The following is a 22,656-nucleotide window of genomic DNA, read 5'->3' as shown; positions in this document are numbered from 1 at the left end:
AAGTTCCCAATGGCGAAAATACGGAATTTTCTTTTCGATCATCCATAAAGCCGGTATCCTCAGAGAGACTGCCGTTTGGTCAGGACTTCGGGGACAGCGGGCGCTGACGGCTTTAAAAGCGATCCGCAGGCCATGTTACCCAAGCTGGCTTATCACCATATCATAATATAAGCCTCTCCTTCTCATCAGCTCGCTGTGGTTGCCCATTTCCAGGATTTTGCCATGGTCTATGACCATGATCCGGTCTGCGTCGCGTATGGTCGAAAGCCGGTGGGCGATCAGGAAGCTGGTCCGGTTCCTCATCAGTGTAAGCAGCGCTTTCTGTATTTCTTTTTCCGTTTTCGTATCCACGCTGCTTGTGGCCTCGTCCAGGATCAGAATCGGCGCGCCGCATAAAACAGCCCGCGCGATCGCGATCAGCTGGCGCTGGCCGAGGCTGAGATTATCTGCGCTGCCGGTCACAGCCGTTTGGTATCCCTGCGGCAGCCGGGTAATAAACTCGTCCGCGTGGGCGAGCTTCGCGGCCCGGACGACTTCTTCATCCGCCGCCGCTGGCTTGGAGTACCTGATATTGTCAAAAATTGTTCCCGTGAACAGGCAGGTATCCTGCAGGACAACGGAAAAGCAGTCGTGCAGCGACCCCCGCGCGACGCCGGCAATATCGTTTCCGTCGATCAGGATCCTTCCGCTGTCAAGCTCGTAAAAGCGGGTCAGCAGGTTGACGACCGTCGTCTTGCCTGCTCCGGTCTCTCCCACAAGCGCAACCACCTCGCCGGGCTGTATGGAAAAGCTGACGTCTTTCAAAACCGGCTTCCCGGGCAGATAGGAAAACGACACATTCTGAAACTCGACCGCTCCGCGCACGTTTTCCAGATTTTTCGCCGTTTCCTGGTCAGGCGGCTCCTCGGTCTCGTCGATGATTTCAAAGACCCTTTCCGCGCCTGCCAGGGCGGATTGAATGTTGTTGAACATACCCGCAAGATTGTTCAGCGGGGTTCCAAACTGTTTGGAATACGTGAGAAAGCTCACGACGAGGCCGACCGTCGCCATCCCTTTGATCGTCAGAACGCCGCCCACGCCCGCAATCAGCGCGAAATTCAGATTGTTGATCACGTTCATGAACGGCATCATGAAGCCCGCCCAGGTCTGCGCTTTGGCGGAATCGTCGCGGAGCCTGCCGTTGACGGTTTGGAACTCGGACAGCACCGTTTCCTGCCGGTTGAAAGCCTTCACCATTTTAAGCCCGACGACGCTCTCCTCGATCATCGCGTTGAGCGTTCCAAGCTCCCGCTGCTGCGCGAGAAAATACCGCCTGCTTCTGCCGGCGATCGTTTTGGAAAGCAGGGTAAAAAGCGGGATCGCGACCATCGCGACGGCGGTCAGCAAAGGACTGAGGACAAGCATCATCACAAACGTCCCGCAGATCGTGAAAACGCTCGCGATCAGCTGAGTAGTCGCCTGGGATATGGTGCTGCTGACATTGTCCACGTCGTTCGTAATCCGGCTCATGGTGTCGCCGTGCGGGCGCGTATCATAGAAATTGAGCGGCAGCTTCTGGAGTTTCGCAAAAAACTGACGGCGGAGATCCTTAATGAATCTCTGCGTCAGCCTCGTCATTAAAACGCCGTTGACCGTATCGATGACCCAGCCGACCAGATAACACGAGACGAGTGAAACGAGGATGACAAAAAGAAGCCGCGAATTCACACTTGCGGTTTTTGTGTCAAACGTGTTGATCGCGTTCCCGATCAGCAGCGGCCCCACAACGGCAATCGATGAGGTGGCGATCGTTAACAACATGGCGATAACCAGCGATTTTCGAAACCGCAGCATCAGCCTGAGCAGCCTTTTCAGCACGCCCTTCGCGTTCTTGGCTTTTTCCTTCGGGGCGAAGCGCCGCGCGCCGCCGCCGGGCCGGCGGCCCAGAGTGGGCATGGTCGAACTGCTTTTTATTTCCGCCATTTCCGCTCCCCGTCGCCGCCGATCTGCGAGTCGTATATCTCCTTATAAATTCCACAGGAGGACATCAATTCGTCGTGCGTCCCGAAACCGGCTTTCTCCCCGTTTTGAAGCACCAGAATCCGATCGGCGCCCCTTGCCGTCCCGATCCTCTGCGTGATGAGAACAACCGTTCTGCCCTCTCCGCCCCCCTTGGCCGATATTGCCTGCCGGACCTTCGCTTCCGTGACCGCGTCCAGAGCGCTCGTACAATCGTCAAGAATCAGGATCCGCGCATGGCTCACCAGCGCCCTTGCGATGGAAATGCGCTGCTTCTGCCCGCCGGAAAGATTGATCGCGCCCTGGTCGAGCACGCTGTCATAGCTCCGGGACATTTCACTGATAAAGCCGTCCGCCTGGGCCGCCCGGGCCGCCGCGATTATTTCTTCCCGGGAAGCCCCGGGATTTCCCCAGGAGATATTCTCCATGACCGTTCCGCCGAACAGCATGCTTTTCTGCGGAGCCAGGGCAATTTTTTGCCGGAGCGAACCGCTGTCGAGCGCTTTGACGTCGCGGCCGTCTATGAAGATTCTGCCCGAATCCGGGTCGTAAAACCTGAGGCACAGCCACGCAAGGGTCGATTTTCCGGAGCCTGTCGGGCCGATGACCGCCAGCGTCTCCCCTGCGTTTACCTGAAAAGAGATATTTTTCAAAGCGGGAAGCCCGCTCCCGTTCGGATAGGCAAAAGTCACATTTTCGAATCTCAATCCGACGGCCGGCTCCGTTTTCCCGTCGGAAAGCCCCTGTGCCGTTAAATCCTCTTCACTCGCCAGGATCTCCCTGATCCGCTCGGTGGAAGCCTTCGTGCGGACAAGCGTATTGAATATATTCGTGATCATGATCAGCGAGGAAAGAATCTGCGCCATATAGTTGATAAACGCGGAAACCCTGCCGACCTCGACATTTCCCTGCTGGAAAAGCACGCTGCCTAAGTAAATAATCACTGTGACCCCGATATTGACGGTGAGCGACATCAGCGGTGAAAAATAGGAGATGACAAGCTGGGACGACACCGTTCTGCCCGCCAGATTGTCGTTTGCCGCCTCAAATTTGCCCTCTTCGTTCCGAAAGCGCCCGAAGGCCTTTACGAGCCGCACTCCCATCAGGTACTCCTGAACGACGGTATTGACCTGATCGATCGCGTACTGCACCTTGGCAAAGCGGGCATAGCTCATTTTCATGCTGATTACAATCAGAGCGGTGACAATCGCAACGACAAAAAGTAAAATCACGCTGAGGTTCGGGCTGAGCATGACCGCAAGAACAATGCTGCCGACGCAGGTAATCGGCGCTTTCACATAGATCCTCATCAACCCGTTGACAAACTGCGTCACCTGTGAAGTGTCGTTGGTCATTCTGGTGATGAGCGAACCGCTCTGGATCTTGTCGGCGCTCGTTTCGGAAAATCTCATGATCTTCCCGAACAGATCGCTTCTGAGGTCGGCGCCCATGTTTTGGGAAACGCGGCTCGCCAGAACATTCCTCGCAGTCGCAAAGCACGCCCCGAACGCCGTGATCAAAAGCATCAGCAGCCCGAATCTCACGACGGTGTCAAATTTGCCGTTCTTTACTCCGTCGTCGATGATGCGGGCCATCATCGCAGGCTGCATCAAGTCGCAAAAAGCCTCCATGACGACGCAGCTCACACCTGTAAGAAACAGAAGCTTATATTTCTGAAAGTATTTGCCGTAAATGCTCATTCCAAATTTTCCCGCTTTCCGGATTCTTCGCAGTTTTTACTTGCTCTTGCCCCGGCAACGGGACGCGGCGGAATTGCGGTGATACTCGCTCTGGTATGCCTTTGCGGCCATTTTTGCCAGAACACCCTCCAACAGGCGGCGTTCTTCCTCCGTCAGATCAGCCTGAATAAACTCATCCCACTGGGCCATGGCCTCCTGGATGCGCGGCAGAATCTCTTTTGCTTTTTGAGTCAGAAACACCTGGTAAGCCCGCCTGTCCCCGGGGTCGGTCACCCGCGTGACGAATCCGTTCTTTTCCAGTACTTTGATGGATTTTGCCGTCGTGGTCTTATCGATCTTCAAATCGTCGGAGATTTTTTCCTGACTTGCCCCGTCCTCACAGTTCAGCGTCAGCAAAAAGAGATACTGGCATCCCGCGATCCCGCAGGGTTCCAGCGTTCTGCCGGCAAAGCTTTTTCTGCAGCGATAGAGAACAGAGATCCATTTCCCAATTGAACTGACTCCCTTATGCAATCTTCCTTATCCTTTCCGCCGATGAAAAAAATCGAAAAATAAGTTGAATACTCAACTATTTCATTTTATAATATATCTTGCGCTTTCCAGCGCTTTTTGTCAATAGGAAGTCGGCTGAGCCGGGCCGGGCGAATCAGCCCGCTTCAGCAATAAGGTGAAAGGATGTTTCAATATGTCGGATGCAACGGAAAACCAGACGGCCGAAGAAGCCGGAAGAAAAGGGAAGAAAAATTTCCCCTATAAGTGGGTCGCGCTCTCCAATACGACGCTGGGAGTTCTGATGGCCGCTCTGAACAGCAATATCATTCTGATTTCGCTCCCCGCCATCTTTCGCGGGATGAACGTGGACCCCATGGCCCCGGGCGGGGTCTCCTACATGCTCTGGATGCTGATGGGCTACACCGTGGTGACCGCCACGCTGCTGGTCTCTTTTGGAAGAATCTCCGATATTTTCGGGCGGGTGCGCCTGTACAACCTGGGCTTTGCCGTCTTTACCGGGGCCTCTATCCTGCTCTATTTCACCCCCAGCAGCGGTTCGTCCGGCATCTTCATCATGATTATTTTCCGGCTGCTTCAGGGCGTCGGCGCCGGATTCCTGTTTTCCAACAGCACGGCCATCCTGACGGATGCCTTTTCCGCCAACGAGCGCGGCGCGGCCATGGGGCTCAATCAGATTGCCGGGATCGGCGGCTCTCTGCTGGGACTGATCCTGGGCGGGCTGCTCGCGGACATCAATTGGAGGCTGGTCTTTTTGGTCAGCGTGCCCGTCGGCCTGTTTGGCACCGTCTGGGCCTACGTGAAGCTGAAAGAGCAGACCATGCCGGACAAGACCCAGAAGATCGACTGGCTGGGGAACGGGACCTTTGCCGTGGGACTGACTCTTTTGCTTCTGGCGTTGACCTACGGAATTATGCCCTACGGCAGCTCCAACATGGGCTGGGCCAACCCTCTCGTCCTCCTCGGCCTCGCTCTCGGCGTACTTCTGCTTGTGGCCTTTGTTTTTATTGAGCTTCGGGTCAAGATGCCCATGCTTCACCTGGAGCTGTTCCGCATCCGGGCCTTTGCGTTCGGCAATATCAGCCTGTTCCTTTCCTCCGTCGCCCGCGGCGGCCTGCAGTTCATGCTGATCATCTGGCTCCAGGGTATCTGGCTGCCTCTTCACGGCTTCAGCTTTGAGGAAACGCCTCTTTGGGCCGGTATCTACATGATTCCTATGATGGCGGGGTTCTTTGTGATGGGGCCGCTCAGCGGGAAGCTTTCCGACCGCTACGGCGCCAGATGGTTCTCAACCGGCGGAATGCTGCTTTCCGTAGCGGGCTTTCTGCTTCTCACCCTTCTTCCGGCGAACTTCGGATATGCCTCCTTCGCCGTGATCCTTGTCCTTTTAGGCTGTGGGATGGGCATGTTCGCCGCGCCGAACACCACTGCGATCATGAACTCCGTCCCCCCCGCTCAGCGCGGCGCAACGTCCGGAATGCGGGCCACTTTTCAGAATACCGGAATGGCCCTGAGCATGACGCTGTACTTTGCGATTATCATTGTCGGCCTGGCGCATAACCTGCCTCCCATTCTCTATCAGGGCCTGGTGGGCGCGGGGGTTCCGCAGGCAATCGCGCGGCAGATCGCTTCCCTTCCGCCCACTTCCGCCCTGTTCGCCGCCTTTCTCGGTTACAATCCCATGGGTTCCCTGGTGGACCCGGCGACTCTGGCAAGCCTGCCGAATGCGACCAAAACCCTGATACTGGGAAGCGATTTCTTCCCGAATGCCATTGCTCCCGCCGTGATGTCCAGCCTGCGGCTAGCTTTCTATATTTCCGCGGCGCTCTCCGCCGTGGCCGCCGTGGCGTCGTTCCTGCGCGGCAAACGGTTTGTTTATGGAGAAGAATAAGCTTTCGGGCGATCGTCGGCCGCGACGGGGAACAGCCCTCCGTCCGCAGACTGCTCAATTTGGCCTTTACATATAGCGACAGGGCATCAGGACTATTGCCTGATGCCCTTGTTTTTCCAAAACGGTCTTTTATGTCGATCCATCGGCCCGGCAAGCTATGTACGGCCATACTGCGCAGCTTTTTGGGCTTTTCCGCTGTTTTTCTGGGACATCCGGGGAAGGATCGTCAAAACGGAACTTTCTTCGCAAAGCGGATCTTCCTGGGAAGGCCCGTCTTTTCCAAGGCTCTTTCGGACAAAGGCATTGGGGATCCCCATTTCCTCCCGATATTTTGCAACCGTGCGCCGCGATATGCAAATACCCATATCTTTCAGGCGCTCGGATATGTCCGCATCGCTCAGCGGAGACTGTTTGTTTTCCTTTTGGACGATTCCGTCAATCACCTCTTTAATGCCGGAGTTCGAAACCTCTTCTTTTCCCTCGGATCCGCTCTCTCTGCAAACGCGCCGCACAAAAAAGGCGCGCATGGGAAAAGTGCCATTGCCGCACTGGACATATTTGTCTTTCACCGCCCTGCAGATCGTGGATTCGTGAACTCCCAGCGCGGACGCCGCAAACTGCATGCTCAGAGGCGCAAGGCTTCCGCCGCTTCGGAAGAAGTTATACTGCTGTTCCAGAATGATCCGCATGACGGAAATAACGGTGTTTCTGCGCCGCTCTATGTTGCTCAGGACAAATTTCGCCTGAAAAATCTTTTCATTTAAATAGCTCTTCAATTCGGGGTCGTCACAGGAAGCGGCCAGGGATAAGTAATAACCGTTCAGAGCCGGCGGCTGCATCCATCTGTCATTCAACGATATTTTCAGCCCGTCCTCTTCCTTCTTCACAATGACATCCGGAATAATGTACTGGATCTCGCTCTCTTCGATGCAGCTTGCAGGCCGTGGGTTCAACGTTTTCAGAATCCCGATCAGCTTTTCGGTCCTGGCCCGCGAAAGATGCATTTCGCGCGTGATCTTATTGATATGACAGTTTGCCACGTCCCTGAGATGGTGTGCGATGAGTTCCTCAAGATCACGATCCAGCAGACCGGAGCGCCTGAGCTGGAGCTGAAGGCATTCTTCCAGATTCCTGGCGCCGACCCCGGCGGGTTCCATCCCCTGTATGATCGCAAGGCACCTCTCGGCCTGCCGCAGCCCGGCACCGGTGGCCTTGCATATGTCCTGGAGCGTTGCCCCAAGATACCCGTTGGAATCGATCCCGCGTATCATATAGACTGCCAGGCGATACTCCATGTCGGTCATCTTGCCGGCGACAAGCTGTTCGGTCAGATACTTTTCGAGGGTTTCCGGCTGCTCCGCCGGTATGTCGCTGTAAAGAATATCCTCGCATGAGTTCGTGTTTTTTTTCCGCCCCGAGGCATGACACTGCGCCGTAAAAGAGTTCCACTGTTCTGAAAACGCCGCAGACTCCCCCCGGTCGAGAACCGGATTTTCAAGCTGCTGATTTTCGATGAATTCGTCAAGCTGCTGATTGTTCATCCCCAAAATTTCAAGCGACTGCCGAAGCGCAGGCGCAAGAACCTGCTTTTGCGCAAGATGAATGTCCTGAATAATTTCCATATTCCCTCACCTCCTCTGTACAAAATAATTATATCACTTCATGCGGTGCGCGTAAATTGGCATAATAATTGCGTTTGCTCTGACTTTATTGTTTATATTGTACATTGTTCTTGTCATTCTAAACCAAAATATGGTTCTACTACACAGATTATAACTGATTTTTATTAAATCGCCGTTTTGGGTTTTCCCAGCGGATGCGGGAACCGGATATAAAAGGCCCCCAGACTGATACTTTTTCCATCAGTCTGGGGGCTTACGCAAAATCCGGCGCGGTCTCAATGTCAAATCAGTTCATCCGAAGGCCATTCTTCCCGCTTATTTCTATATGGCCATATCCGACTAAAAGAAACCGAATCGGCCGGCGCATCACAGCACGATTCCGCCGTCCACCTTCAGCACTGTTCCTGTGACAAACCCCGCCTCGTCGGAGGCCAGATAGACACATGCGGCGGCGATCTCTTCCGGTTTGCCCAGCCTCTTGAGCGGAGTTTTTTCTTTGATGATATTGAGGACTTTTTCAGGCGTTGCCTGAATCATTTCCGTCATCGTATATCCGGGCGCGACCGAATTTACCGTAATGTTGTACCGGCCGAGCTCTTTTGCCCACGTCTGCGTCATGGCGATGATTCCCGCCTTTGACGCCGCGTAGTTGGTCTGTCCGAAACTGCCGTTATGCGCCGTTACCGACGACATGTTGATGATCCGGCCTGATCCGCGCTCGATCATGCTCCCCACCACCGCTTTGGAGCATGCGAACACGCCTTTTAAGTTCACGGAGATCACCTGATCAAAGCGCTCTTCCGGCATATCGATCAGCTGCGCGCCCGAGGTCGAGGTGACGTTATATTGCAGGAAAGAAGCGCCGCTGCCTCTCGGTCCGGAGGGGATCCCCGCATTGTTCACAAGGATATCCACCCGTCCGTACTTTTCAATGATTTTTTTGAATGTTTCCTGAACAACGTCAAACTGAGAAACATCCATACGGATGGCTTCGATCTTACCCAGTTTGCCCAGCTCTTCAGCCGTTTTGCGGAGCGTGTCTTCGTTGGTGGAGGTGATGATTACGACCGCGCCCTCCTCTAGAAACCGCCTGGCAATCGCCTTACCGATTCCTCTAGAGCCTCCGGTAATGACCGCGACTCTGTCTTTCAGTCTCATGTTTTTCCTCCTTTTTATAAATCTTCCCCCGGACCGCACGTCAGACCAACCGATTCTCGCCCGGTCAGGGGGATTCAAGGAACGTTCAGCCGTTCATTTTTTCGGCGGGCGAACAATGGCACGGCCTTCGACCACGACGACGTCCTCCTGATTCTTGCATACGGTATCCAGCTTTACAATTCGCTTTTCGGGATTGATCTCGGACACGGTCACGGAGGCCGTAATCGTATCTCCCAGATAGACGGGTTTCACGAATCGGACCTCCTGCCCCAGGTAAATGCTCCCCGGTCCCGGAAGTTTCGTGCCGAGAACCGTGGAGAAAAAACTGGCCGTCAGCATCCCGTGGGCGACGCGTCTGTGAAAAACGCCCTCTTTGGCAGCCTCCTCATTCACGTGGGCGGAATTGAAATCGCCGGTGATGCCCGCGAACAGATACACATCGCTCTCCGAGACCGTCTTGCTAACGCTGGCGGAATCTCCGATTTTAAGCTCATCAATTGTCATAAGTCACCCCGCACTTCCTGCGAACCTTAAAATTCGAAACAAAGATTCGGCATTTTTTTCAGATGTTCGCTGATCTTCGGCCGGAACGGCAGCAAATCAAGAATGTCTTTCTGCAGATCCACGAACGGGGAAATTTCCGTCAGCACCAGTTCGCCGTCCAGCAGCTCGAAAACGCACCGCTCGGTGATATAGAGCGCTCTCTGGTGATTTTTCGTGGCGATTTCACCGTTAAAATTGATGTATTCCACTTCGCCGACAATCTTCTTGAAGCCTCCGTTGACAGGGACAAACCGCCCATCCTCGCCTTTGCTGTAATTGGAGCGGCTCATGAATTTCGTACAGTAAACAACTGTTTTCGGGGTAGCGGTGACATAGTTGAATCCGCCCACGCCGATCGCTTTTTTCCCGGACTGAATCACGTTCACGTTGCCGTGCCGATCCACTTCCAGCGCACCCACAAACGCGATGTCAAGGCCGCCTCCCTCATAAAACTCGAACTGGGACGCCTGGTCGTACATCGCGTCCGGATTCAGAGTCGCCCCAAAGGAAGCGCTGCCTGCCGGAACACCCCCGAACAGCCCGAGCTCAATGGTGAAGGTGATATCGTTCAAATCGATCAGATTCATCTCCTGGGCATCCAGGCCGATCGAAGAGGCCATGCCGATTCCCAAATTGACAATATCTCCTTTTTTCAGTTCCATCGCCGCGCGGCGGGTGATGACCCTGACTGCCGGCGGACGGTCGGAAGCGCTCTTCGTATCTTCGGTGATAGAGGAATCAATCGCGTTCAGCGGGGCGCGGATTTCACCGCTGTAAATCCCGTTGTAAACCACGTTTGCCGTCTGCATCTGGTCCGGATCAACATAGACGTAATCGACCAGCCGGCCGGGAATTTTGACAAGCTGCGGACTGGCAAAGCCTCCGTTGATGCGCTCGACCTGCACGATGACAATGCCGCCGTTATTTTTCACGGCCTGAACTGTGGCAAAGGGATCGTAAATCGCCGCCTCATGCTCAAAGGTAATGTTCCCATTGGCATCGGCGGTCGTTCCGCGGATCAGGCAGACGTCGGGATAAATATTTCTGTAAAAAAGATATTCCTCCCCGTCAAAGGTCACAAGCTCACACAGCTTGTCTTTCGAGATCTCATTCAAAGCTCCGCACTGGTAGCGGGGATCGGCATGAGTCTTCAGGCCGATCTTTGTGAAGGTTCCGGCGGACCGCCGGGCGGCGCTGTGGAACATTTCGGCGATGGTCCCCTGAGGAATGATGTATGCCTCGATCTGATTGTTGCTGATCATCGGCAGAAAATCAACAAAGGATTGGATATGTGAGGTAACAATCCTTTTGACCATCCCCGGATGAGCCAGACGATTGGCAAGCTCTGGGGTTGTGCCCGATGCCATGGTATGTCCGATGCCGCAGGAAGAAAAAAGCGTAAGGTCCGTCGGGCTTTTTGTTTCAAGGAAACGGTTTTCCAGTGCCTCGTAAAACTTTTTGCTGCCGCCGACCCACATCATCCCGTTGACGGCGACAGTGTCCCCGCTCTTGACATGGGAAACCGCCTCTTCTACCGATACTATTTTCGCCATTTTATCACCCTTTTTGAATGTCTTTCAATGATTTCGCCGCTGCCTGCCGGCAGTCCGCGCCAACTTACATTTTCGCTCCGCCGCAGACACGGATGACATTGCCGGTCACAAAGCTCGAGTCGTCGCTTGCCAGGAACACGGCCACCGGCGCCAGCTCGGAAGGATCGGCCATGCGGTGCATGGGAATCAGGTCAAGCCAGGTGCTGATGATCTTTTCGGGAACCGTCTTCAGCATATCCGTCTTGATGTAGCCGGGTTCGATCACATTGACGGTGACGTTGTGTTTGGCAAGCTCCTTCGCGTTTGATTTGGCCAGTCCCAGGATGCCGGCTTTGGAAGCGGCGTAATTGGACTGCCCGATCTGTCCGTAGGAATTGATGGACCCGATAAAGACGATCTTGCCGTAGTTGCGCTCGCGCATCCCGGGGGCGACCATCTGCGTGCAGGAAAACCCGCCGAAAAGATTGGTGTGCAGAACGCGCGCGAAATCCTCATACTTCATCTTATGAAGCATGGCATCGCGCGTAATCCCCGCGTTGTTGACAAGGATATCAACCTGCGGCAGCACTTTGAAAACTTCCTGGAACGCCGTTTCGACGCTCTCCCTCGACGAAATATCGCAGGAGACAACGGTGATTCTCCCGTCGGGATCGATTTCCACTTTCGTTTTGTTCGCCACTTCGACGTTGTAGTCGATGATCACGAGCCCCGCGATATCCTCTTTCAGATAGGCCTCCACGATCGCCCTGCCGATTCCCTGTCCTCCGCCTGTTACAACAGCATACTTTCCACTCAGTTTACCCATCGTAAAATCCTCCTTCAAAAAATTGAATTGAGAACTGGCTGTCCGCCAAATCCGTTCTACAGTGAAAACAACCTGCAAATACCGTGCCAATTGCAAATAAGGAACGGACTTTTTTATTTTTCAGTGCCCCGGATCCAAGCAATAATTTCAATTTGCCGGCCACAGCGCGTTCTTGCTTTTCTTTTCCCTGCCCGGACCCGTCTCGAATCGCGGATGAGGGAAAACGATTCAGGCGTCTCGTCCGGGCTTTTAAGTCTGAATCGACTTAACAACAAGTCGATTTGAGTTTGTCAAGGCGTATTCGATTCGATTCCGGTTTCCGGCGGCGCCGTCAGGGCCCGCCGGCTCTCCACGGGCAAAGTGGTACGGAATCCCCCGAGCTATCGCGAACATCTTGCATCCGGGCGGGAAACGAGGTTCCAAACAGGGCCTTCGGCGGAAATATCCGCGGAAAAAAATTCTGATCCGGTTTATTTGCTCCAATTGGCACGGATTTTGCGAGGTATAAAACGGAGATTGTGTTCAGCGCGCCGGGATCGCCCGGCAAATCAATCCTTTCTGCGCACACAGTCGCTTCAAAAATAAAAACCGAGGAGGAAACAGCCATGAAAATGAAAGAAGAAATTGTTGTAGTGAGCGCCGCGCGGACCCCTTTCGGACGCTTCGGGGGAAGCTTAAAAAATGTGGACATCTACGATCTGGGCGCCGCCGCCATGAAGGCCGCAATTGAACAGGCCGGCCTGGCGCCGGAAAGCATCGACGAGGTGTGGTGGGGGTGCGGCGATACGACCAACTGCAAAGACCCGTATACTCCCGTCGTGGCGCGCCAGTCGCTCCTGAAAGCGGGCCTGCCCGCGACCACGCCCTCCGTCACTCTGGACAAGGCCTGCGTTTCCGCCATGTCCGCCGCCAACTATGCCGCCGGCCGCATTCTTCTGGGAGAGACCGAGACCGCCCTTGCCGGCGGCGCCACCAGCTTCAGCACGGTCCCCTATCTGGCCCGCAACATGAGATGGGCCGGCGTCAAGACCGGCGGCCTGCAGTTGGAAGATCCCCTGTTCCCGCTGGGTTACAAGGATTACGCTCCCGTTTCCGTGGACTCCGGAAATGTGGCCCAGGTCTATCATGTCACCCGCGAAGAGCAGGATGAGCTGGCGCTGGCAAGCCACCAGAAATACGGCCGGGCATATGAAAACGGGTTTTATAAATCCGTTATGTTCCCCATCGAATACACCGTTAAAAAGGGCAAAAAGGCCGAAAGCCACACACTGGAGATCGATGAGCAGTACCGCCCGGAAATCAGCATGGAAAGTCTGGCCAAGCTGCCCACGATCTTCGGGAACCCGACGATTACCGCGGGCAACGCCCCCGGCCTGAACGACGGCGCCGCCGCCCAGATCCTGATGAAGCGGAGCAAGGCAGAGGAATTGGGCATTCAGCCTCTCTATACGGTTGTCGATATCTGCTCCATCGCCGCCGCTCCGGAATTGCTGCCGGTGGCTCCCGCGCTCGCCATTAAGAAGCTGCTGAATGCCCAGAAGCTCTCCCTGGAGGACCTGGATGTCATCGAAATCAACGAGGCATTTGCCGCGGTTCCACTGGTCTCCTGCAAACTTCTGGCCTGCAAGGCATTTCTGGAGGACGACTACGCCCGCGCTGTCTCCATGATCGCACATTATCCGTTGGATACATTCGACGCTGGAGTTTACGAATCCCTCATGAAAAAACTGAACGTCAACGGCGGCGCAATCGCCATCGGCCACGCAAATACGGCCAGCGGCGCACGCATCATGATGAACGCCGGCATGGAGCTGCGCCGCAGAGGCGGCGGGATCGCAGCCTGCGCAATCTGCGGAGGACTCACGCAGGGTGACGGATGCATTATCCGCGTCTGACTGTCAGGGATTGACGATTGGATGCGGCCGGGCGGCTTCCGGCGGAAAATTCAGCCTCCGCCGGAAGCCTGAAGGAATTTTAATTTTATAGAAACATAGTACAATACGAATCTGTAATAATATAAAAAATTCGTGCAGAATTCCAGATCATTCTGCACGGTTCCTCTTTTTCCGTCATCAAGATATCCCAAAAGCCGGGCTGTTCCGACCGCTGAAATTGAAATCAATCCTCCGCGCTTCGGAGCGGCCGGATCACTTCAGATGGTATTTCCTTTTCTTGCGCATAATGGCGGACTGGCTCGTTCCCAGCGCCTTGGCGGCGGCATAAGTGCTCTGAAAGCGTTCCATCGCGAAGTTCAGGTATTCGCACTCGCACTGAGAAACATACTGCTCCAGTGAAACCCCCTGCTGCATCATGGTGTCAAAACGGGTGGGAGCGCTCTGAAGCGGGATCAGGGGCCGATGGATCGATGAAAAGTCAGAGTTTGCCGCGATTGCGCCAATGTCGTTGATTTCAATATAGTCGCCGGCGCTCATCACAACGGAACGCTCCACAAAGTTCTTTAATTCACGCACATTGCCATACCAGGGGTATTCCAGAATATTCGCGATCGTCGCTTCCGTAAAATTCTTATTTTTGTTGTATTTATTGTTGTAATAATTCAAAAAATGAAGGGCTAGGGGAACGATGTCTTCCCTGCGTTCCCGCAGGGGCACAAGGGGCAGGGGGATCACGTTGAGACGGAAAAACAGATCGGCCCGGAACCGCTTCTCCGCGACGGCTTTCCAGAGGTCCTCGTTGGTCGCGGAGATCAGGCGGAAATCCACCTGCTTGCTGTGAGTGGAACCGATCCTCTGAATATTTTTCGTTTCAATGGCCCGCAGCAGCTTTCCCTGCAGGGAGTAGGGCAGGGAATTGACCTCATCCAGAAAAAGCGTGCCGCCGTCCGCCATTTCGAACATCCCGGCTTTCCCATTGGGGGACGCTCCGGTGAAGGCGCCCTTCTCATAGCCGAACAGCTCGGCTTCCAGCAGGTTTTCCGGCAGAGACGCGCAGTTGATGACAACCATTTTTTTGCCGGAGCGCCTGCTGCTCTGGTGGATATACTGGGCGATGACCTCCTTGCCGGTCCCCGACTCCCCCGTAATCAAAATCGAGGCGTCCACATTTGCCACTTCTTTCGCCATGGCGAGAATATCCTTCATCGCCTTGCTCTCGGCAATCACCGACTCGCCGCTGGGAATCGGCTGCACAGGCCGCGCGAAGGAAGACACCCCGTTGCTCATGGCGGCCTCATTGTAGAATTCGTTCAGGGAATCCAGCGATTTGCACAGCGCGATAATGTTCTGCACCTCTCCGTTCGGGCCGAGGACGGGATTGGAAATCACCAGCTGCCGGAAGGAAGTGTTCCCCTGGTTTCCCACGCTGTGAATATCCTGAAACATCGCGACATGCCGCTTTTTCTGGTAAACAATGTCCGAGATGCAGAAGGTGATCAGACCGGTTTTAAGAAAGTCGTGCACGTTGTAAGTCAGCAGTTCAGCCTTGCTCATGTTCAGAGTCCGTACATAGGTGCTGTTGACATAGATGTACTTACCCTTTGCATCCAAAATATAGATCCCATACGGAATGTTGTCCAGCATCATTTCATAGAACTCGTTTACTTCCACCATTCCACCCGCTTTCTTTAAACATTCATCAAACTCAGGTCCGTTTGCCGCAAATTATTATATCATATTTACAATTTGGGAATCAATCGATTGAAATCGGATCGGATCAAAATTTCCCCAATCAACATACTGGCATTGAATTTGCTTTAAATGTCAGGTGTATCAATACGATCAAACATAAGGAGGCGGGAAAGCAGGAAGGCGGCTGGCGGGTTGTCCTCCCGGACGCTTGAGGCGGCCATCCTTTCAAAACAACATTCAATGTTCCGATTCGCAGAACCATACCGTCATTTCCGCGGCCGCTTGGAGCGGCGGCCTGCATCGCACGATGCGGAGCAAAACAAATCATGAATGAAAGAGAGGAGTTCTTATGGTTTCCCTGTTTCCCTTCATCGCATGGATCCTTGTCCTTATTGCCGGTCTTATCATCTACCTCGGCGTTGCCATCGTAATCGAAAGGACAGGTCTCTCCCGGCTGGGCGCAACCGGCCATTTGTTTACCTGCAATCCGGATGCGAAGAAAGCGCCGGATACAAAAAAATAAGCCAGAGGCTTTCGTGTAGTAAAATGAGGGAGGAATTCCGATGAGTATTTATATTTGGGTATTTATTTTATATTTTGCCTTTATTATCGTAACATCCCTGGTCAGCAGCAAAAAAGTCGAGACCATGACCGATTTCACAACCGGTGGCAACAAAATGGGCCTTCTGCTCGGAGTCGGCACGACGATGGCCACCTGGCTCTCCGTGGCGTCCGTCATGGGCGTGCCCGGCAATATTTATTCCCGCGGCGTCAGCGCCGTTTTCGGCTGGGTCGCCGGCTGGTTCCTGGCCACGGCCCTGATGCCGCTGGTTGCTTACAAGATCCGCCGCCCAGAGGTTCCGTGCCGCACCTTCCCCGAATATATGCATCTGCGCTACGACCCCTATACCGAAAAAAGCCCCATCCAGATTTTCTCCGCCGTGATCGAGCTGATCGGCTATTTTGTCTTTTCCTACATTCAGGTCCAGGGGTTTGGGATCGTCTTTTCAACTATTACGGGAATCCCATATAATTTCGCGGTCCTGTTTTTCATGATCCTTCTGATTTTTACCTGCATGGGCGGGTTTGAATCCGTCGCGGCGACCGATACCCTCAACGCCGCGCTCATTCTGATCGGCGTCATCGCCGCAATGGTTGCGGTTCTGCAGAACTGCGGCGGAATCGGCAATATCATCCAGAATTTCGCCACCACCACCGCCCCGACCCTGGAAGGCGGCGCTCCGCTCGAAAAGGGAATTCTCGGCAGCTCATGGGGCACTTTCGGTGCCAGCACCCTGGTTTCCTACTTTTTATCCAACTGCTTCGGGTCCACGGTCGCGCCTCACTGGGTCTCACGTTTTATGGCGCCCCGCAATGCGAAAACCGCCGCGGAGCAAATGTTTATCGTTCTGATTCTCCTCGTTTTTGTCTTTATTCCCCTCGTCGTGATCGGCATGGGAGGAAAAATGCTCATGCCCAGCCTGCCACAGGGCATCACAAGCGACTACATGTTCCCGCGCCTGATTAAAAGCAACATCAACCCGGTCCTGGGCGCGCTGGCCCTGACCGCCATCTGCGCGGCGGCCGTATCGACCGCCAACTCCATGCTGCTCCACTGCTCCACTTCGCTGATCTACGACATCAAGCGCGTCCTGCAGGGGAAAGAGGCTTCCGGCGAAGAAGACGAAAAAACCACCAAGCAGCTCCGCATCACGATCCTCTCCCTCGGCGTATTGGCCGTTCTCTGCGCGATCGGCCAGTTTACCCTTCTCGCAAACGGATTCACCTACGTGTACGGCGCATTCGGCACCATGTTCTTCGCCTCCGTCTGGCTGGGGCTGTACGTGAAGCGCATGAACAACCTCGCCGCCTTTGCCTCCATGATCGTCGGCATGGTGGTTTATATATTCTGCATGATTAAAGGGACGCCTTTGGGTCTTCCGGTCTTCATCGTTTCCTGCGGCTGCTCGCTGATCGCCGCCGCCATCGGTATCGCCGTCGGAAAGAAGCCGCCCCTGGAAGCCTACGAGGCCTTTTTCACCGACCACGCCAGCGAAAGCACTCTTCGCGTAACCCACATGGTGCGCAAGGACGTTTAATCTCCCAGTCTCCACCCGAAAAGTTTATAAGAGCCCCCTCAAGAACGGCCATTATCGGGTTACAGTCCGATAATGGCCGCCGCTTTTGCAAGCACAGTATCCCCAGACCGTCGGGGAGCAACGGTCACCAAAAAAAGCGGGCTGAAAAACATGATTTTCAGCCCGCCTTTTTATTTAAGAACGCGTGCGGCTGCCGGGACCCGGCTATTTTGCGGACTGAATCCCCCGGCTGATGGCGGAGGCCAATCCCCCCGGATTTTCCCACGCCATGGAATGACCGGCCTGTTTCACGATTTCAATTTGGACGCCGTGCTCTTTCAGGACCTGCACATCCGGGTCAGGCAGAGAATTTTCGCCAAAAATAAAAGTCTTCTGACACCCCAGCGAATATAATACGCTTCTCCATGACGGATTTCCTCCCTCGGAAGCCGATTTAGAGATCAAATAGGCCGCCTTAGGAAGCCATGCGGACATGGACGCCGCCCACATTCCGTTTCCGTTTTCGCGGCTGTCCTTTATCAGCCCGCTGAATCCCTGACCGATAAAGTCCTCCATCTTAAACCCGGCGATGTATCCGCTCGTCGATCCTTGAGAGCTTTTGTCCAAATTCGATTCACTTAAAATAATCTGATGAAGCCTGTCCCTGCATTTGTCCGCGAGGGCAATGGCAATCGCCCCGCCCAGGCTATGGCCGAACAGGATAAACGGGCCAAGGTTCAAATGGTCGATGAATTCCAGCAGGTATTCCGCATGATCCTCGACGGCATAGCCGAAGTCGTCAGGCTTGTCGCTGTAACCGGCGCCTAAAAGATCGACGAGAATACGGCGGTGATCCCTCAGGGAACCCTGAACGGCAGCCTCGGGATAATCGAACGAGCCCGCGCATCCGAGTCCGTGGATAAAAAGGATCGGCATCTCTTTGCCGGGAAGATCATGATAGCGAAGAACGTACCTTGTCCGCCCGATCGAATATTCTTTCACTCATCCCGCCTCCACCTTGTCCAGGCTTTCAAAAGCCGGGCCGTCCTATCGCCATCCTTTGTCTCGTCTTTTCATCGATCATTGACCGAAGCGGCTTTAATCTATCGTCGGATTGGAAATATTCCTTGCCATATTCCAGATTGAATTGATAATCAAAATCAGGCGGATTATTCCCCTGGTTATGCTGGATGATCGTTTCCGCTTTGTCCAAAGCCTTCACCAGCTTCGCCTCCGGTGTGGAGTTGTCATTGTATTCCATCCAGATATCCATCAGCCGGCTGGCCTGCGGCTCCGGAAGAATTGCAAAAACGGATTGGGCCGCCTGGTATTCCGCCGCATATTTTGCTCTTTTGTCGGGACATGACGCGGCGGAAATGTCACCTTCATAAATTTCACCGATATCGTGAATCAGGCTCATCATCAAAATTTTTGACAAATCCAGTTCAGGGAAAGAATCAGACAGAACGCCGGCAAAAAGGGCAAGACGCCAGGAGTGTTCGGCGGTGCTTTCTCTGCGCCCTTCGCTTGTCCATGCCGTCCGAACAACAGATTTCAGCTTTTCAGATTCTTCGATAAAGGATATCAATTTTTTAATTTCCATGCTCATTCTCCAATCTTCGGAACTTTCGGTCTGGAGACCTGTTTTCATGGACGGCACGGCGGCTTCGACCTTCTGTACAACTCAATCGCGCAGCCGCTTCTTCCAACTGTATCATCACCATGTTTCATATCTTACGATTTCTTCCATTGCTTTTCTCGGCCGCCGTTTTGGCGTCTCGCCGCCATATCCCACCGTAATGATCCCGCACACATATTTATCTTCCGGTATGTTCAGAATAGGCCTGACATCGCCCTGTTCAAACCAGGCCGTCCAACAGGCCCCCAGTCCCTGATTTTCCGCTTCAAGCAGTAGATGCCCGATAGCGATTGCAGTATCCCGAATAATCTGCTTAAGTTCCGGCTCAGCGCTGTTCTCATCCAGCCTGATCCCGGCATCCGCGGAAATGCGGCACCGAATATCCGCTACGCACACAATAAAGATTGGAGCCGTCATCATCCAGGTTTGATTATGGTCGGCAATGGTCAGCTTTTCTTTCGTATCCTCCGATTCCACGACAATGAATGTCCAAGGCTGCGTATTGCTTCCGGAGGGTGCCAGCCTGGCACTTTCCAGTATTTGAACAATCTTTTCTTTTTCAACTTTTCTATTTTGATATTTACGGATACTCCTTCTGTTTTCTATTTGTTTCAACCCGGCCGTCTCCTTTCAGCCTCTTCATCCATACAGACGTCTATCATCTCATAACGCCTGTTTCGTCAGCAGGCAGCAAACTTCACAATTCGCGGTGCGGGGAAACAAATCGACCGGCGTAACCTGCATGGTTTTATATCCGAGAAGAGCGAAACGCTTCAGATCCCGCGCCAGCGTTTCAGGATCGCAGGAGACGTAAACCACGCGCTGCGGCGCCATCTGCGCCACGCAGCCGATCAGCGCTTCGTCACAGCCTTTGCGCGGCGGGTCGAGAATGACGACGTCCGGTTTTTCCCCGCGGTTTTTCAGCATATCCGCGGCCTTTGCGGCATCCATGCAGACAAATTCGGCGTTATCGATCCCGTTCTCCGCCGCGTTGCGTTTCGCATCTTCCACAGCCTGCGGCACAATCTCCACCCCGACGACTTTTCCGGCGTTCTTCGCCATGGAAAGCCCGATGGTCCCCGTACCGCAATAAAGGTCCAGCACGGTTTCCCCGCCGCTCAGTCCCGCGTATTTCGCCGCCAGCCCGTAAAGGCGTTCCGCTTGTCTGCGGTTTACCTGATAAAAGGACAGCGGCGAAATGCGAAACCTCAGCCCGCACAGTTCGTCCGTGATCGTATCCTGTCCCCAGACCGTGCGGCACTTCGGGCCGAGAATCACGTTGGTGCGCTCGCGGTTGTTGTTGACGACAACGCTCTTCAGGCCCGGGACCTTCTTTTTCAGCAGTTCCACAAGCTCCGGCTCACGATGAACGCCGTTTCCATTTACCACGACGCATGCCATCACTTCTCCGGTAGCTTCCGCCAGACGGAGGAAAAGGTGCCTGAGATGCCCCCTGCCGGTTTTTTCGTCATAGACATCCTCCCGGGTCTGTCTTTCCCATTCTCGGAACGCGTCCTCCGCCGCCGCGAACACCTCCGGCTGCAGCAGACATTCGCCGCAGTCGATGATTCGGTGGCTCCGGGAAGCATAAAAGCCCAGGTTGATTTCTCCGCCCGGCCCGCCGCCGACCGGCAGCTGAGCCTTGTTGCGGTAACGGTCCGGACGGTCCGCGCAGATAATCGGCTGCAGCACGGCAAAGTGGAATCCGGCGATCCGTTCGACCGCGTCCTGAACGCGCTGCTGCTTGGCTTTGCACTCCGCCTCGTAGCTGATGTGGCGGAATGCGCATCCCCCGCACCGGGAAAACTGCGGGCAATCCGATGGGATCCGGTCCTTGGAAGGGGAAAGGATCTTTTCCACCCTGCCAAACGCGTAGTTTTTGGCAGTCTTTACGATCTTGACCGACAGCAGGTCCCCGGCGGCCGCCTGCGGAACAAAAACGGCGATACCGCGATACCGTCCGACGCCGTTGCCTTCAGAGGTATATCCCGTTATCGCAAGTTCAATTATCTGATTTTTTTCCAGTTCCATTTTTTTCTCCGTTCTGCTTTCCTTTATCCGTCTAGTGTACCATCGCCCGCCGCATAATACAAGCCACGCCTGCAGATTGCGGAAAACCGTTGCAGACCTGATTCGGCGCGTAGTGAATAATTACTAAAAATGTTTTATTTATTCCTACGTTTTATACAAAGAGTAGATTCTTCTGACGAATTCGGGAAAGCCGTTGACATCAAAGAACCATGGCGTTATACTGTAAGCGAAGAAATGAAAGATGGTAATTTATCACATTCATTTTCTGATTTCGACCATAATCTATGATTACAAGTCTCGTGGCAGGATCTGCCACACCTTTTCAATACAACTCCTCCCCAAAAAGGCAAAAACCGGCGAATGCCGGTTTTTGCCTTTTTTACATGGCTTATCTGCCTCCGGAAACAGCGCGCCCCCAAAATACCTCTATCGCGTGGATCGATTTATTAAGTTCCAGTTCCTTTCATGCCAAGAGGGCCGGTCGCACTTCCAGCCGTCTTTACCCTTCCATCATAAGAAACTCCGTCTGTATTTTTGCATAATCTAATCTCAAAAAATTCATATGTTATTTATCAAAGTGAATGTATTCCACAAATCATTATGCCTGAAACGAAAGAGTGGTACGATCAGACGGGGAAGGATGGGAGATTATGAAGAAAACGATCGAAAAAAAGGGGTTCTTGTCCATTTTAGTGATCCTCCTTTTTCTGGCCGTGATTCCATCCGCTGCAATTCACGCACAACAAACTGCAAATCAGAACGTTCCCTCCGGATATACGGAACACTGGTTCGGGGACGGCGCAACGGTCGAGTCGGTCAGGGAAGAAATGCTGGCTTTCGACCCCGGAGTGTCCGTGACCGTGACGGACAAAGACGGCAATCCCAGAACATCCGGGCCGCTGGACGACGGCGACATCGTCAGAATATACGATCATGCGGGAAATCTGTATCAGTCGTTCGTCAACGTCAATCCGGAAAGCCCGGCGGGGCCATCCTCCGAGGAATCCGCGGGAAGCTCCTCCGAAGTTTCCGCCGGAAACTCTTCCGAAGAAGAAAGAAGCGAGCCGGAATCGTCTCAGGGCTTACCGGAGTCCTCCGCTTCTTCAACCGCGGAGACGGTCTTACCGGGAAACGGCGGTTATTACGAATTCAGCGGACCCGTCACGGTGTCGGATCTGGAGGACCAGCTTTCGGAACAGGGCGTAGCCGGCTCCCGGCTGACGGTTCAGAGTTCCGCAGGCAGCGCCCGGCAAAGCGGAGCCGTCTGCACGGGAGATGTCCTGACCGTTGAAAATCCAGACGGCACCCTTCAGAACCGTGTCACGGCCATCATTCCCGGGGACCTGACGCGCTGCGGTTCCCCGAACGGCGCGGCCTGCAGGGCGCTTTACAGCTACCTGACGGGCTCCGGCACGCTGAAATCCGATCTCCGCCGCGCGGCGGACCTGAACGGGGACGGCGGCATCACCACCAGCGACCTGCTGGAACTGAAAAAGATGGTGTCCGGGGACGGCTGAGGATTGACCGGACTCGGAAAAGTA

Annotated in this window: 18 protein-coding genes; 5 read left to right on the top strand and 13 right to left on the bottom strand. The window is 54.2% G+C overall.

The features are described 5' to 3' along the window. Positions 1-135 precede the first annotated feature (135 nt). From VA597_RS02930 to VA597_RS02920, 3 genes are read right to left on the bottom strand one after another with little or no spacing between them, the layout of a single operon-like run. Entirely contained in the window at positions 136-1,962 is a 1,827-nt protein-coding gene (locus tag VA597_RS02930; RefSeq protein ID WP_326975099.1) for an ABC transporter ATP-binding protein, read from the bottom strand. Further along, positions 1,950-3,698, bottom strand: coding sequence for an ABC transporter ATP-binding protein (locus tag VA597_RS02925; RefSeq protein ID WP_326975098.1), 1,749 nt, complete (start codon positions 3,696-3,698; stop codon positions 1,950-1,952). Before VA597_RS02925 ends, VA597_RS02930 begins: the two co-directional genes overlap by 13 nt. 36 nt (positions 3,699-3,734) lie before the next feature. Continuing rightward, complete coding sequence (locus tag VA597_RS02920; RefSeq protein ID WP_128741574.1) at positions 3,735-4,211, bottom strand: MarR family winged helix-turn-helix transcriptional regulator; 477 nt, start codon at positions 4,209-4,211, stop codon at positions 3,735-3,737. Positions 4,212-4,383: 172 nt separating this feature from the next. Between VA597_RS02920 and VA597_RS02915 the strand changes: the two genes are divergently transcribed. Then, positions 4,384-6,099, top strand: a complete 1,716-nt coding sequence (locus VA597_RS02915; RefSeq protein WP_128741573.1) for an MFS transporter — start codon at positions 4,384-4,386, stop codon at positions 6,097-6,099. A gap of 155 nt (positions 6,100-6,254) precedes the next feature. On the opposite strand, the gene rpoN is transcribed toward VA597_RS02915, so the two are convergent. From rpoN to VA597_RS02890, 5 genes are all read right to left on the bottom strand, one after another. Further along, positions 6,255-7,721, bottom strand: a complete 1,467-nt coding sequence (gene rpoN, locus VA597_RS02910) for an RNA polymerase factor sigma-54 (RefSeq protein ID WP_128741572.1) — start codon at positions 7,719-7,721, stop codon at positions 6,255-6,257. Between the two features lie 366 nt (positions 7,722-8,087). Next, on the bottom strand, positions 8,088-8,879 hold the full coding sequence (locus tag VA597_RS02905; protein ID WP_326975096.1) for an SDR family NAD(P)-dependent oxidoreductase: 792 nt from the start codon (positions 8,877-8,879) through the stop codon (positions 8,088-8,090). Positions 8,880-8,972: 93 nt separating this feature from the next. Continuing rightward, entirely contained in the window at positions 8,973-9,383 is a 411-nt protein-coding gene (locus VA597_RS02900; RefSeq protein WP_128741570.1) for a MaoC family dehydratase, read from the bottom strand. Positions 9,384-9,409: 26 nt separating this feature from the next. Continuing rightward, on the bottom strand, positions 9,410-10,975 hold the full coding sequence (locus VA597_RS02895) for a CoA-transferase (RefSeq protein WP_128741569.1): 1,566 nt from the start codon (positions 10,973-10,975) through the stop codon (positions 9,410-9,412). Positions 10,976-11,039: 64 nt separating this feature from the next. Next, positions 11,040-11,780: an SDR family NAD(P)-dependent oxidoreductase gene (locus VA597_RS02890; RefSeq protein ID WP_326975095.1), complete on the bottom strand. Its 741-nt coding sequence runs from the start codon at positions 11,778-11,780 to the stop codon at positions 11,040-11,042. 605 nt (positions 11,781-12,385) lie between these two features. On the opposite strand from VA597_RS02890, the gene VA597_RS02885 reads away from it, so the two are divergent. After that, positions 12,386-13,675: a thiolase family protein gene (locus tag VA597_RS02885; RefSeq protein ID WP_326975094.1), complete on the top strand. Its 1,290-nt coding sequence runs from the start codon at positions 12,386-12,388 to the stop codon at positions 13,673-13,675. 252 nt (positions 13,676-13,927) lie between these two features. On the opposite strand, the gene VA597_RS02880 is transcribed toward VA597_RS02885, so the two are convergent. Further along, positions 13,928-15,349: a sigma-54 interaction domain-containing protein gene (locus VA597_RS02880; RefSeq protein ID WP_128741566.1), complete on the bottom strand. Its 1,422-nt coding sequence runs from the start codon at positions 15,347-15,349 to the stop codon at positions 13,928-13,930. 367 nt (positions 15,350-15,716) lie between these two features. Here VA597_RS02880 and VA597_RS02875 point away from each other — a divergent pair, with 367 nt between their 5' ends. Together VA597_RS02875 and VA597_RS02870 are read left to right on the top strand one after the other, a co-directional pair. Further along, positions 15,717-15,890 carry a hypothetical protein gene (locus VA597_RS02875; protein ID WP_164918943.1) on the top strand — a complete coding sequence of 58 codons (174 nt, stop codon included), beginning with the start codon at positions 15,717-15,719 and terminating at the stop codon, positions 15,888-15,890. Between the two features lie 40 nt (positions 15,891-15,930). Beyond that, the gene (locus tag VA597_RS02870; RefSeq protein ID WP_128741565.1) at positions 15,931-17,466 is read left to right on the top strand and encodes a sodium:solute symporter family protein; all 1,536 of its coding nucleotides are present in this window, start codon (positions 15,931-15,933) and stop codon (positions 17,464-17,466) included. 204 nt (positions 17,467-17,670) lie between these two features. On the opposite strand, the gene VA597_RS02865 is transcribed toward VA597_RS02870, so the two are convergent. The 4 genes from VA597_RS02865 to rlmD all read right to left on the bottom strand — a co-directional run bounded on the left by VA597_RS02865 (position 17,671) and on the right by rlmD (position 21,115). Next, the gene (locus VA597_RS02865) at positions 17,671-18,447 is read right to left on the bottom strand and encodes an alpha/beta fold hydrolase (RefSeq protein WP_326975093.1); all 777 of its coding nucleotides are present in this window, start codon (positions 18,445-18,447) and stop codon (positions 17,671-17,673) included. 28 nt (positions 18,448-18,475) lie between these two features. Next, a complete protein-coding gene (locus VA597_RS02860) occupies positions 18,476-19,048 on the bottom strand; it encodes an HD domain-containing protein (protein WP_326975092.1) in 573 nt (190 codons plus the stop codon). Between the two features lie 114 nt (positions 19,049-19,162). After that, on the bottom strand, positions 19,163-19,699 hold the full coding sequence (locus VA597_RS02855; RefSeq protein WP_128741562.1) for a nitroreductase family protein: 537 nt from the start codon (positions 19,697-19,699) through the stop codon (positions 19,163-19,165). A gap of 48 nt (positions 19,700-19,747) precedes the next feature. Beyond that, complete coding sequence (gene rlmD, locus VA597_RS02850) at positions 19,748-21,115, bottom strand: 23S rRNA (uracil(1939)-C(5))-methyltransferase RlmD (RefSeq protein WP_128741561.1); 1,368 nt, start codon at positions 21,113-21,115, stop codon at positions 19,748-19,750. A 650-nt stretch (positions 21,116-21,765) separates the two neighbouring features. Here rlmD and VA597_RS02845 point away from each other — a divergent pair. Then, a complete protein-coding gene (locus VA597_RS02845; protein WP_326975091.1) occupies positions 21,766-22,632 on the top strand; it encodes a dockerin type I domain-containing protein in 867 nt (288 codons plus the stop codon). Positions 22,633-22,656 lie beyond the last annotated feature (24 nt).

The sequence above is a fragment of the Caproicibacter sp. BJN0012 genome (assembly GCF_035986805.1).
Classification (GTDB): Bacteria; Bacillota; Clostridia; order Oscillospirales; family Acutalibacteraceae; genus Caproicibacter.
The sequence above is the reverse complement of the archived record's forward strand: the minus strand, read 5'-3'. Positions and strand labels throughout refer to the sequence as shown.